Source organism: Psychroserpens jangbogonensis, from assembly GCF_000797465.1.
Lineage (GTDB): Bacteria > Bacteroidota > Bacteroidia > Flavobacteriales > Flavobacteriaceae > Psychroserpens > Psychroserpens jangbogonensis.
Window position 1 is genome coordinate 338,686 of record NZ_JSWG01000001.1, and the last position, 12,889, is coordinate 351,574.

At 34.2% G+C, this 12,889-nt stretch carries 11 protein-coding genes; 1 reads left to right on the plus strand and 10 read right to left on the minus strand.

Annotation, left to right across the window (positions count from 1 at the left end):
• Nucleotide 1: 1 nt before the first annotated feature.
• From RH81_RS01620 to RH81_RS01660, 10 genes are all read right to left on the minus strand, one after another.
• Nucleotides 2-547 (minus strand): DUF922 domain-containing protein, encoded by a 546-nt coding sequence (locus RH81_RS01620; RefSeq protein WP_033956631.1) that lies wholly within the window; start codon nt 545-547, stop codon nt 2-4.
• Nucleotides 547-948, minus strand: a complete 402-nt coding sequence (locus RH81_RS01625; RefSeq protein ID WP_033956632.1) for an OsmC family protein — start codon at nt 946-948, stop codon at nt 547-549. The genes RH81_RS01620 and RH81_RS01625 overlap by 1 nt, the downstream gene beginning before the upstream one ends.
• A complete protein-coding gene (locus tag RH81_RS01630) occupies nt 945-2,852 on the minus strand; it encodes a LysM peptidoglycan-binding domain-containing protein (protein WP_033956634.1) in 1,908 nt (635 codons plus the stop codon). Before RH81_RS01630 ends, RH81_RS01625 begins: the two co-directional genes overlap by 4 nt.
• 68 nt (nt 2,853-2,920) lie before the next feature.
• Complete coding sequence (guaA, locus tag RH81_RS01635) at nt 2,921-4,456, minus strand: glutamine-hydrolyzing GMP synthase (RefSeq protein WP_033956636.1); 1,536 nt, start codon at nt 4,454-4,456, stop codon at nt 2,921-2,923.
• A gap of 73 nt (nt 4,457-4,529) precedes the next feature.
• Nucleotides 4,530-5,342 carry an orotidine-5'-phosphate decarboxylase gene (gene pyrF, locus RH81_RS01640; RefSeq protein WP_033956639.1) on the minus strand — a complete coding sequence of 271 codons (813 nt, stop codon included), beginning with the start codon at nt 5,340-5,342 and terminating at the stop codon, nt 4,530-4,532.
• Nucleotides 5,343-5,375: 33 nt separating this feature from the next.
• On the minus strand, nt 5,376-6,452 hold the full coding sequence (gene prfA, locus RH81_RS01645; protein WP_033956641.1) for a peptide chain release factor 1: 1,077 nt from the start codon (nt 6,450-6,452) through the stop codon (nt 5,376-5,378).
• Nucleotides 6,453-6,851: 399 nt separating this feature from the next.
• Nucleotides 6,852-8,030: an AIR synthase related protein gene (locus RH81_RS01650; RefSeq protein WP_033956644.1), complete on the minus strand. Its 1,179-nt coding sequence runs from the start codon at nt 8,028-8,030 to the stop codon at nt 6,852-6,854.
• Between the two features lie 36 nt (nt 8,031-8,066).
• A complete protein-coding gene (locus tag RH81_RS01655; RefSeq protein WP_241478945.1) occupies nt 8,067-8,780 on the minus strand; it encodes a porin family protein in 714 nt (237 codons plus the stop codon).
• A 230-nt stretch (nt 8,781-9,010) separates the two neighbouring features.
• Nucleotides 9,011-9,151 (minus strand): hypothetical protein, encoded by a 141-nt coding sequence (locus RH81_RS16970; protein WP_161791964.1) that lies wholly within the window; start codon nt 9,149-9,151, stop codon nt 9,011-9,013.
• 298 nt (nt 9,152-9,449) lie between these two features.
• Nucleotides 9,450-11,636 carry a glutamine synthetase III family protein gene (locus tag RH81_RS01660; RefSeq protein WP_033956647.1) on the minus strand — a complete coding sequence of 729 codons (2,187 nt, stop codon included), beginning with the start codon at nt 11,634-11,636 and terminating at the stop codon, nt 9,450-9,452.
• A 183-nt stretch (nt 11,637-11,819) separates the two neighbouring features.
• Between RH81_RS01660 and RH81_RS01665 the strand changes: the two genes are divergently transcribed.
• On the plus strand, nt 11,820-12,833 hold the full coding sequence (locus RH81_RS01665) for a glutamine synthetase beta-grasp domain-containing protein (protein WP_033956654.1): 1,014 nt from the start codon (nt 11,820-11,822) through the stop codon (nt 12,831-12,833).
• Nucleotides 12,834-12,889: the final 56 nt, after the last annotated feature.

Genomic DNA, 12,889 nt, shown 5'->3' on the forward strand with positions numbered 1-12,889 from the left:
ATTATTGCTGAGATTTGTAAGCTTCAAACTTCTTTAAATTTTCAGTCACATAAGCAGCCCATTTGGCTTGCTCTTCTTTATTAATAGAATTCTGGCTCTGTGTATCATATTGACTTTGCATGTCTGCCAGTTCTTTATTCACTGCTTTATGAAGTGTGTTTAATTGCGCTTTTATGTTTTGAGAAACTTGTAATCGTGCCAATCGATATCGAAAGATACGTACGTGTAATTCGGTAATATCAAAATGAAGTTGCTCATGCGCCAATATATGATCATTACATCTGTCTTCAATATACCATGAATCTTCTGTGTAAAAATACGCTTCGGCTTGTGCATCAAAATCAGTAATGCGATTATCTGTTTTTCTTACAGAATACGTAAATGTTATTCCGGAAGCTGTCACTGCTGCAGCATCAGATTCGGTTTGTTTTGGTCCTTTAAAATCTGCCCATGATAATTTTTTGGCGTCATTCCATTCAATGGTTTCACCATCAATTACTGAGCTGTTTAGAAACACTACAAGAATTAAAAAAAATCTAGTTATCATTAGTTCCAGTTAAACGTGATATCTTTTTCGATATCAGGATGTAAACTGTAATGAACAGGACAGGTATTTGCAATACGTTCTAAAATCTTACGGGTTTTGTCATCAGCTTCAAAAGGAAACTCTAAAACCACTTCAATTTTCGAAATCCGTCTTGGTTCGCTCGCCATTGTTTTAGCAACATGTGCTGTGGTTCCAGTCATGTCAACTCCCATATCGCGTGCTTTGATTCCCATAACGGTAATCATACAACTGGCTAATCCTGTAGCTACAGTATCTGTAGGTGAGAACGCTTCCCCTTTGCCATTATTGTCTGTTGGTGCATCTGTAAAGAAGGAATCTTCAGATTTGAGATGTGTGCTTTCGGTTCTTAAATCGCCTAAATACGTTACTTTCGAGGTCATAGTTTTGCTTCAACAATAGTTAAGTTATCATACTTTACGATGTAAACTGCTTCGTTGTAATAACCACCAAACATCTTTTTTGAGTATCTGAATTTGTTCTCGACATACTCAGTTTCAATTTCGCTTGACGAGGCTTTGTATAAATCATCTTCCGAAGCCAAACGCAATAACAAGTCTAAGGTTAAATCGAAACCACGAACTGCATATTTATTAGGACTTACATTGTAGGTATTCATGTATTTTTTAACAAAGCTATTTCTCGATGCCACAGCAATCGTTTTATTTACTGAAGGATAATGAAATTTCAAATTAGACAAATGGTAGTTAGAAATCTCTTTACCTTCAAAAGCTTTATTTTTATTAGTCGTCATTAAAATGATTTCCTGATCATCCAAATTTAAACCATTAATCATACTAATCACATTTGAAGCAAAACCTTCATTATCGGTTTCTAAAAACACAATGTTTGTTCCTGGCTTAAACACATTTTCTAAATCAGTTTGGTAAATAAAATAAGCTTCACGTCCTTTTTTATTCTTTCTAGACAAAATTTGTTTCGCTGAAGGAAATTCAGCTTTCAACCTATCACTTATAGTTTTGTTTTTCGAATCTGAAATGATCACCATATGCTTAGGCAGAGAATCACTCTTTACAAAATTAATAATCGATTGCTCTAACAATTCACTTGTTGGAACGGTTTGAAACACATTATCATATAAGTTTGTCGGCATTGTTAAAGGTGACACTACAGGCACATTATCACGTTTCAGTTTTGATGCCACGCGATCCAAATTACCAGGCATTAGTGGACCAATAACGGCATCATACTCTGAAAAATCGTTAGCTTCTAATATCTTAGTAATTTCTGAAATCTGATTTCTAGTATCAATTACTTTCAGGTTCGTAGAAATCCCTAATTGTTTTGCCGAATCTAAAGCCATCAATACACCTGCATGAAAATCTAAGGACACAGATAATAAGCCATTTGTACGAATCATCTTTTTAGCTTCTTGAACAGAATCGACATCTACCTTATTTAAGCTAAAAGGCAACATTAATGCGATGCGCTTAGAACTTAAGTTTTTTAGATTTGCAGATAAGTTTGTACTCTCAACATCTCTAACATCGTTAGCTGTTTCAATATTTCCAGGCACTTTTAAAACCATTCCTAGTTTCAAACCACCTTCTTTAAGTTCAGGGTTTAAGGCTTCTAATCCTTCTTGAGTTACACCTAATTTACGATTTAAAGCCATGAAACCTTCACTCTTTAAAACCGTATAATAATTGAATTCTTCTTCGACAGTTTTCTCTTCGTTATTGCTAATATTTGGCACGTTAAGTTCGTCACCTGGTTGCAATACGTCATTCATATTCGGATTTAAAGCTTCCAAGTCTGGAACTGTAATTCCGAATTTATAAGCCACTCTCCATTTGCCTTCTTTAGGGGCAACAACATACTTTTTTATCGTATTGTTTAAGCTTACTTTATTGACAATAGTCTTATAACGAGGAATCTTAAGTCTGTCGCCTTTTCTCAAATTCTTTGAATAGAGCGTTGTATTGTATTTCTTGATATCCTCAACTTCAATAGCATATTTTTGAGAAATACTGAATAGCGTTTCCTTACGTCTCACTTTATGCGTTTTGTATCCAATAAGTTCTTTTGTTTCTGTTGGAATGTCTTCGTTTTTTACTCGTGACGATGGAATAATCAAAACCATATCTGGCTCTAATCCTTTTTTCGCATCAGGATTTAGAGCAAAAATATCAAAAGGTGTCACCAAATATTGCTTCGCTATTTCTTCAATAGTTTCGCCTTTTAGGACTTTGTGCGTTTTGTAATCTTGAGCCATTGCAGTAAAACTGCAAAACAAAATAACAATGATGATTAAGAGTTTTTTCATTCAAAAAAAATATTTTATGTACCGAATGCTTTTACTTTTGAAACAAATTCCGTCCATAAGTCACAAATTTATTCCCATTCAATAGTTGCTGGTGGTTTTGAACTAATATCGTATACTACTCTATTAACGCCTTTCACCTTATTTATTATCTCGTTAGAGGTTTTTTGTAAAAATTCATATGGAAGATTTACCCAATCTGCTGTCATTCCGTCTGTACTTTCAACAGCCCTTAAAGCGACACATTTTTCGTAGGTTCTCTCATCTCCCATTACTCCTACACTATTCACAGGCAATAACATTGCTCCTGCTTGCCAAACTTTATCGTATAAATTCCAAGATCTCAAGTTATTAATAAAAACAGCATCTACCTCTTGTAATATACGTACTTTCTCTGAAGTTATATCTCCAAGAATTCGAATTGCTAGTCCTGGACCAGGAAATGGATGACGACCTAATAATTGTGAATCCATATTCATAGATGCACCAACACGTCTCACCTCATCTTTAAATAAAGCTTTTAGTGGTTCAACTATTTTAAGTTTCATAAAGTCAGGTAATCCTCCAACATTATGATGACTTTTTATTGTTGCACTTGGACCTCCTGTTGCCGAAACACTTTCGATAATATCTGGATAAATGGTTCCTTGTGCTAACCATTTCACATCTTGTATACGATGTGCTTCATCATCAAAAACTTCAATGAACACACGACCTATCGCTTTTCGTTTTTCTTCAGGATCGCTCTTACCAGCCAAAGCATCCAAAAAGCGTGCCGAAGCATCAACACCTTTTACATTGAATCCCATTCCTTTGTATTGATGTAATACATCTTCGAATTCATTTTTACGCAGTAATCCGTTATTTACAAAAATGCAATATAAGTTTTCACCTATGGCTTTATGCAATAACATAGCAGCTACTGAAGAATCTACTCCTCCTGATAAACCTAAAACTACTTTATCATTTCCTATTTGTGCTTTAAGTGCATCAACAGATTCTTCAACAAACGATTGAGGCGTCCAATCTTGCTCAACTTTAGCAATTTTAATTAAGAAATTACTTAATAATTGGTGACCATCAGTTGTATGATATACTTCTGGATGAAATTGTATTGCGTATGTATCTTCTCCTTCAATTTTATAAGCTGCATTTTCTACATCACTAGTGCTTGCTAATAAAACGCCTCCAGTTGGTAATTGTTTTATTGTATCACTATGGCTCATCCAAACTTGGCTGCCTTCGTGGATATTCTCAAAGAAATCTTCATTAGGTTTTACAAAACCTAAATTGGCTCTTCCATATTCTCTTGTATTAGATTCTGCAACTACTCCACCTGAAAAATGTGCTAAATACTGAGCACCATAACAAACGGCAAGCATTGGTTTTTCACCACGAATACCTGCTAAATCTGGATGTAGAACGGCTTCTCCTCTTACAGAGTTAGGGCTACCAGATAGAATAACAGCTTTAAAGGTCTCAGAATCACTAGGAATCTTGTTATATGGATGAATTTCGCAGTAGATATTTAACTCTCTTACACGACGCGCTATTAGCTGTGTGTATTGCGAACCGAAATCTAAAATAAGGACTTTGTTGTGTTGCATGTGCAAAAGTAATAATTGATTTTAGAATGGCTATTTAAGAATTGTGATTTTTTGAACAACTTATGAATAATTATCATTTCAATTCTTGAGCCATATCTTTCTGTAAAGCTTCCGCTTTTTGAGCTGCAGCTTGAGCATAATCCTTTCCATCGGAAGCATAAATAATTCCTCTAGACGAATTGACTAATAAACCAACATTTGGTGTCATTCCGTATTTACAAACGTCTTGTAAGTTTCCGCCTTGAGCTCCAACTCCAGGAACTAATAGAAATGCTTCTGGAATTATTTTTCTAATGTCAGCAAAATATTCCGCTTTAGTAGCGCCTACTACATACATTAAGTTTTCTGAATTCTTCCAATTTTTAGAAGTTTCTAAAACGTGTTTATACAATTCTTCACCTTGAATGTCTTTGGTTTGAAAATCGAAAGCTCCAGCATTAGACGTTAATGCTAATAAAATGGTATGCTTGTCTTTGACTTCTAGAAACGGTTCAACAGAATCTTTTCCCATATAAGGCGCAACAGTCACACTATCAAAAGCTAAATCTTCAAGAAAGGCTTTGGCGTACATACGACTCGTATTACCAATATCACCACGTTTCGCATCTGCAATCGTAAAGATTTCTGGATGTTTCACATTAAGATACATAATGGTTTTCTCTAAGGCTTTCCAGCCTTTTAATCCGTAAGCTTCATAAAACGCTGTGTTGGGTTTATAAGCCACACACAAATGATGTGTTGCATCGATTATGGCTTTATTAAAAGCGAAGATAGGATCTTCTTCATCCAATAAATGCTTCGGAATTTTATTGAGGTCGACATCCAATCCTATACAAAGAAAGGATTTCTTTTTTTGAATTTGTTCGGTGAGTTGTTGTGTTGTCATGATATAAAAAAAGCCTCAAAAAGAGGCTTAGTATTAAATATGTTCGTCGCTTGCTTTTAGTTTTTCCGTGTTTTCAGCAAGTTGTAATTCGTCAATTATTTTTTGAATATCTCCATTTACGATATTTGATAAATCGTATAATGTCAAACCAATTCTGTGATCAGTAACACGACCTTGAGAATAGTTATATGTTCTAATCTTAGCACTTCTATCTCCTGAACTCACCATGCTACCTCTCTTTTCAGCATCTGCCGCATTCTTTTTAGCCAATTCCATTTCATATAAACGAGAACGCAATACTTTAAATGCTTTCTCTTTATTCTTATGTTGAGATTTTTGATCTTGACATTGAGCAACCAATCCTGTTGGCTCATGCGTTAAACGCACTGCAGAATACGTCGTGTTTACCGACTGACCTCCTGGACCTGAAGAACAGAAAAAGTCAACTCTTACGTCTTTAGGATTAATTTCTACATCAAACTCTTCCGCTTCTGGAAATACCATACAGGTTGCAGCACTTGTATGCACACGACCTTGAGTTTCAGTTTGTGGCACACGTTGTACACGATGCACACCAGCTTCAAACTTTAAGGTTCCATAGACATCATCACCATTAACTTCAAACTGAATTTCTTTAAATCCACCATTAGTTCCTTCACTGTAATCTACCACATCAACTTTCCAGCCTCTGCCTTCACAATATTTCGTATACATTCTGAATAAATCACCTGCAAAAATACTTGCTTCATCACCACCTGTTCCAGCACGTAATTCAACAACAGCATTTTTAGAATCTTCTGGATCTTTCGGAATTAATAAGAATTTAATGTCGTCCTCTAGCTTCGGGATTCCTTCTTTAGCTTCATCGTATTGCATTTTAGCCATTTCAACCATTTCGGCATCACTGCCATCTGCAATAATTTCTTCAGCTTCTTTAAGATTATCAGTAAACTCAAGATACAATTCTCGTTTGTCCATTAACAAACGTAAGTCTTTATACTCTTTATTAAGTTGAACATAGCGCTTTTGATCTGTAATAATATCAGGTTGAATGATTAAATCACTCACCTCATCAAAGCGTTGTTTTATGATCTGTAATTTCTCTAACATCTATCTCTTAAAATTGTGTTTCAAAAATACAATATTTTATGGATTTTAAGTAGTTGATTAATTGTTAACAACTCAGAAAAATATTTTTTTAAGTTTTGACGTTATATGTGATATGGGAAAGCAATTTACAGCCATACTAAACTATTATAGGTCAATGGCTTTTTGGTCGTTTCTGGTCACTCTAACCATAACGGTTATAAATCCAGAATTAATTCTAGCGCTCAGCACTAAGTTATGTTTGATTTTTGTGTTGTGGTTTACATTGAACGACAGAAAAATGCGACAACGACTTCGCTTTTACAAAATACGAGGTGTATCTAACTTAAAATTCTTCAGTGTGATTTTTGTATTTGACAGCTTTGTAACTTGCGTATTTTTACTCCTAATCAAAGGGTTTATCTAATACTCAAACACTCCAAATTCGCTTGTAATCGTCAATTTTTTAGATTCTGAAGCTTCTACACGACCAATAACTTGAGCATTCACATTAAACGAGTTAGAAATGGCAATGATATCTTCAGCAATTTCAGGAGACACATATAATTCCATACGATGTCCACAATTAAACACCTGATACATTTCTTTCCAATCGGTTTTAGATTGCTCTTGAATTAATTTAAACAAAGGTGGAATTGGAAACATGTTCTCTTTTACAATATGCAAATTATCAATAAAATGAAGAATCTTGGTTTGTGCTCCTCCAGAGCAATGCACCATTCCGTGAAGGCTATCACTTGTATATTTTGAAAGTATTGCTTTTATAATTGGCGCATAAGTTCGCGTTGGTGACAATACCAATTTACCAGCATCAATAGGTGAATCTTGAACAGCATCAGTTAATTTCGTTTGTCCAGAATACACTAAATCTTCAGGAACAGAAGCATCAAAACTTTCAGGATACTTTTCAGCTAAATATTTATGAAACACGTCATGACGAGCAGATGTTAAGCCGTTACTTCCCATTCCTCCATTATATTCAGTTTCGTAAGTTGCTTGTCCGAAACTTTCTAATCCTACTATAACATCACCAGGTTTAATATTAGCATTATCAATTACATCACTTCGTTTCATTCGAGCAGTAACTGTAGAATCTACGATTATAGTTCTTACTAAATCTCCAACATCTGCAGTTTCGCCTCCTGTAGAATGAATAGTAACACCAAAGGATTTTAAATCTTGGATAAGTTCTTCAGTTCCATTAATAATAGCAGAAAGTACATCACCTGTAATTAGGTTTTTATTACGACCAATAGTAGAAGACAGCATGATATTATCTGTTGCACCAACACATAACAAATCGTCAATATTCATAATGAGTGCATCTTGCGCAATACCTTTCCAAACTGAAATATCTCCAGTTTCTTTCCAATACATGTATGCCAAAGACGATTTTGTTCCAGCACCATCAGCGTGCATGATAAGACAGTAGTCTTCATCATTAGTTAAATAATCTGGTACAATTTTACAGAATGCCTTAGGAAATAATCCTTTATCGATATTTTTAATGGCATTGTGAACATCTTCTTTTGATGCAGAAACACCACGTTGTGCGTAGCGTTTACTTATGTCTTGACTCATAACCTAAAATTAGACCACAAAAGTAACAATTGTTATCTATTTTTTAATGTAATATTCATCATTTAAAAGATTAGAATCAATTACAGTAGCTTGTTCTTTTAGTTTTTTAGATCTCATTTTTGAACCACCAAAATAGAAATTAACACCTAAAGCCATTCTGAAATAAGTATCATCAGAATCTCCAGCTTCAAGACCATCTAACTCATCACTTAAAACATAGTTATAGTCTGTGTAAAGTTTAATACCGATTGTATCAGATGCGATATACTCAACTCCACCTCCACCTTGAAACTTATTCGCCGTTTCTCTAAAGTGGTTAGACGCATTTAAACCAGCTCCTGCAAAAACAAAAGGCGAAAATCTATTATGAGGTAGAACGGTCAATTCAAGATTGATGTCGAATGACATAAAACCTTCATTATAAACATCGATATACGCCAAATTAAATTTATGATATCCAATATCGATTCCAAAATGCGGAGTGATATGTCTTTTGTAACCCAAATGAGTATAAATCTCAAACATAGGATCTACAAAATCTCCATTAATAACTGAAGTCCCAATGGCCACGTCAAATACGTTTGCGCCTCTTAAGTCATAAAATTCGGTTCTGAAATTGTCCTTAATCTTAGTTTCACTAGTCTCTTCTGAAGATGTTTCTGAAGTTGTCTCTTGAGCTAACGCCTTTAAGGGCATAAGAATTAAACATAGCAATGCTATTGTTTTAATATAAAATGGTTGTGCTATCATCAATTTTAATATTAATTAAACATATTAATCAATAACAAAATAGAATTTAAGTTCACGATTTAGGGGAAAATCGGATTGTAATATAAAAAATTAATTATCAATAGGTTAGCTTTTTTCAAATTTCACCTATGCGCATAAAAAAAAGACAAACGAAATATTTATATTCCGCTTGTCTTTCAAGTCGATAAATTAAATTTATCTGACTGTTTCTTTTGTAACTGATAAAGTGTTTACGATTCTGCCTGCAAACTTAATTCAGTCTTAACGACCTCATCTTGTGTAAGACTCTCATTGACATCCGAAGAATCATCTTGAGAGAATAGCAGCGTAGCAAACATTAAAGCAGCTACACTAAGTAGTAACTTCTTCATTTTTACAAAAATTGATTAATAGCATGACAAACTTAATGAATTATGTAGCTAGGTTTGAGTTGTTAACAATTTTTTCGATTAGTTGTGAAAATAAGTCGTTGAACTACCACTTTTTTCCTACAATTAGGGTAGAAATACGTACATAATCCAATAATTTTAACATGAAAAAACCTTCAAAACAATGGTTATGCATTGTCTTAAAGGTTATTTTTAACAGTTGTTTATTCTAATTAATCAATTGATTTCCATTGAATTTGAATCAATAATACTTGCATTATTTTCGCACCAAAGCTGATTTTTATTTTGTAAAAAGAAGTTCTCTATACTTCGTTAATGGCCAAAGTTCGTCATCGACTAACAGCTCTAATTTATCACAATGATACCTGATATCTTCAAATAGTGGTTTTACTATTTCGCAATAAGCACTGGCTTTATTTTCTATATTATCAATGGCATTTGCTTTTTTTCGTTCTTCAGTCATTTTAGTAACTTTAGAATTGATACCTTCAATATGACTAGAAATTTCCTCAATAAGCTTGAGTTGCTCTTTAGCTAATTTTTTAAATGACGCTCCGTAAATCTCTTTAAGTCCTTTTACATTATCAATTAAAACATTCTGATAACGGACTGCTGTTGGCACTACATGGTTTCTAGCAATATCGCCTAAGACGCGTCCTTCTATTTGAATTCTCAATACGTATTCTTCAACCTCAATTTCATAACGAGCTTCAGATTCAATTTTGTTCATAACGTTCATCTCTTCAAACAGACGAATTGCTTTCTTAGATACTTTAGCTTTTAATGCTTCAGGTGTTGTTTTATTATTACTTAAACCTCTCTTTTTAGCTTCTTTTTCCCAAGCTTCAGAATACCCGTTTCCTTCAAAAAGAATGTGCTTCGATTTTTTAATATATTCTCTAAGCACATTAAATATCGCATCATCTTTCTTCATGTCTTTTTTAGAGATTAAGCCTTCAACTTCTTCTTTAAAATCAACTAATTGTTTTGCAACAATTGTATTTAGAACTGTCATTGGATATGCACAATTTGCAGTCGAACCTACAGCTCTAAATTCAAATTTATTTCCTGTAAATGCAAAAGGAGAAGTTCGATTTCTGTCAGTATTATCTAATAACACATCTGGTATTTTACCAACAACATTTAGTTTTAAATCTGTTTTTTCTTGAGGCGACAGTTTACCAGTCGTAACATTTTCTAACTCATTTAAGGTATGAGTTAGTTGGGCTCCTATAAACACAGAAATAATTGCTGGAGGCGCTTCATTTGCACCTAATCGATGATCATTACTTGCTGAAGCAATCGCAGCTCTTAATAATTCCTCGTTATCATAAACCGCTTTTATTGTGTTTATGAAAAAGGTTAAAAACTGAAGATTACTCATTGGTGTTTTTCCTGGACTCAACAAATTAACTCCAGTATCTGTACTCAAACTCCAGTTATTATGTTTCCCAGAACCGTTTACACCTGCAAATGGCTTTTCGTGAAATAAGACTTTAAAGCTATGACGCTCGGCAACTTTATCCATCACATCCATCAAAAGTGAATTATGATCCACGGCCAAATTGGCTTCCTCATAAATTGGAGCTAATTCAAATTGATTTGGAGCAACTTCATTATGTCTTGTTTTTACGGGAATTCCTAATAACATACATTCGGTTTCCAAATCACGCATGTAAGCCATTGCTCTATTCGGAATGGTTCCAAAATAATGATCGTCTAATTGCTGTCCTTTAGCTGGAGAATGTCCGAGAAGAGTTCTACCTGTTAATGTAATATCTGGTCTTGACATTGCCAATCCACTATCTATTAAAAAATATTCTTGTTCCCAACCTAATGAAGCATTTACTTTTTTTACATTCTTATCAAAATATTTACAAACAGATACAGCAGCATTATCTACCGCATGAAGCGCTCTCAACAAAGGTGTTTTATAATCTAAGGCCTCACCAGTATAAGACACAAATACTGTTGGAATACATAAAGTCGTTCCATATACAAAAGCTGGAGATGTAGGATCCCAAGCTGTATATCCTCTCGCTTCAAATGTATTTCTTATTCCACCATTTGGGAAACTTGAAGCATCAGGTTCTTGCTGAACTAATTGTCCGCCTTCAAATTTTTCGATAGCCAAACCATTTCCAATAGTTTCAAAAAAGGCATCATGTTTTTCAGCAGTTGCTCCTGTTAATGGCTGAAACCAATGCGTATAATGAGTAGCTCCTTTAGAAATTGCCCATTCTTTCATACCACTAGATATATGGTCTGCAACAGTTCTATCAATTTTAGAACCTTTACTAACGGCATTCATAACGCTTTCGAAAGCCTCATTTGTCAAATACTGACGCATTGTTGATTCATTAAAAACATTAGCTCCAAAAATTTCTGAACGTCTAACATTCTCTTCAATCTTAACTGGCTTATGGTTAAACACCTCTTTTAAAGCATGGAATCTTAAAGTGGACATATCAAGTATATTATAAATTATAGGGCAAAAATAGCTAATATTTAAAATAATAAAGAACAAACCCCTAAAAAAATAGGGGTTAATCAGTTGTTAATAACATTTTACCTAAAAATACCCCTATTTTTTTTGACCTAAGTATAAAATATTTACATTTGTCCTTTAAATTTTTAAAATAAATTAAGCATGAGCAAATCTAAGTTAGAGTACATTTGGTTAGATGGACATAAGCCAACTCAAAATATGAGAAGCAAAACTAAAGTAGAACAAGACTTTAGTGGTAAATTAGAAGATTGTCCTATTTGGTCTTTTGATGGATCATCAACTGAACAAGCATCTGGAGGAGCTTCTGACTGTTTATTAAAACCAGTAGCAATTTATCCAGATCCTGTAAGAAAGGATGGGTTTTTAATAATGGCAGAAGTTTTAAGCGCAGACGGAACTCCACATTCATCAAACGCTAGAGCAGCTATTGATGATGATGATAACGATTTTTGGTTTGGCTTTGAACAAGAATACTTCTTAATGGATGCTAAAACAGATTTACCTCTAGGGTTTCCAAGAGGTGGGTTTCCTGGACCACAAGGAAAATACTATTGCTCAGTTGGTGGACGCTATACTTGGGGAAGAGATTTTGTTGAGGAACATGCCGATTTGTGCATTGCTGCTGGATTGAACTTTGAAGGTATTAACCAAGAGGTTGCTCCTGGACAATGGGAATATCAATTATTCGCTCAAGGCGCAAAAATAGCAGGAGACGAAATTTGGATCTCTCGCTATTTATTAGATCGTTTGACTGAGAAATATGGCTACTATATTGAATATCACCCAAAACCTGTAAAAGGAGATTGGAACGGTTCAGGTATGCATGCAAATTTTTCAAATACAACTTTAAGAACTTGTGGTTCTCAAGAAACTTATGAGAAAATATGTGAAGCCTTCAGACCTGTAGTAGAAGAACACATGGATATATATGGTGAGTTTAATGATGAACGCTTAACAGGTTTACACGAAACTGCCCATGTATCAGATTTCTCTTATGGTATTTCAGATAGAGGCGCTTCTATTAGAATTCCTATTATTACTGTAGAGAAAGGCTGGAAAGGTTGGTTAGAAGACCGTCGTCCAGCTTCAAATGCTGATCCATATAAAATTGCTGGTCGAATTATTAAGACAGTGAAATCAGCTAATATTAGCTAAATCATACAATACATTTTATTCAAAAACGTCTTCTTAATTTACAAGAAGGCGTTTTT

Excerpts from the sequence above, each read along its gene's own strand:
- RH81_RS01620 (WP_033956631.1), bottom strand. The coding sequence starts at position 547 with ATGATAACTAGATTTTTTTTAATTCTTGTAGTGTTTCTAAACAGCTCA.
- RH81_RS01625 (WP_033956632.1), bottom strand. The coding sequence starts at position 948 with ATGACCTCGAAAGTAACGTATTTAGGCGATTTAAGAACCGAAAGCACA.
- RH81_RS01630 (WP_033956634.1), bottom strand. The coding sequence starts at position 2,852 with ATGAAAAAACTCTTAATCATCATTGTTATTTTGTTTTGCAGTTTTACT.
- guaA (WP_033956636.1), bottom strand. The coding sequence starts at position 4,456 with ATGCAACACAACAAAGTCCTTATTTTAGATTTCGGTTCGCAATACACA.
- pyrF (WP_033956639.1), bottom strand. The coding sequence starts at position 5,342 with ATGACAACACAACAACTCACCGAACAAATTCAAAAAAAGAAATCCTTT.
- prfA (WP_033956641.1), bottom strand. The coding sequence starts at position 6,452 with ATGTTAGAGAAATTACAGATCATAAAACAACGCTTTGATGAGGTGAGT.
- RH81_RS01650 (WP_033956644.1), bottom strand. The coding sequence starts at position 8,030 with ATGAGTCAAGACATAAGTAAACGCTACGCACAACGTGGTGTTTCTGCA.
- RH81_RS01655 (WP_241478945.1), bottom strand. The coding sequence starts at position 8,780 with ATGATAGCACAACCATTTTATATTAAAACAATAGCATTGCTATGTTTA.
- RH81_RS16970 (WP_161791964.1), bottom strand. The coding sequence starts at position 9,151 with ATGAAGAAGTTACTACTTAGTGTAGCTGCTTTAATGTTTGCTACGCTG.
- RH81_RS01660 (WP_033956647.1), bottom strand. The coding sequence starts at position 11,636 with ATGTCCACTTTAAGATTCCATGCTTTAAAAGAGGTGTTTAACCATAAG.
- RH81_RS01665 (WP_033956654.1), top strand. The coding sequence starts at position 11,820 with ATGAGCAAATCTAAGTTAGAGTACATTTGGTTAGATGGACATAAGCCA.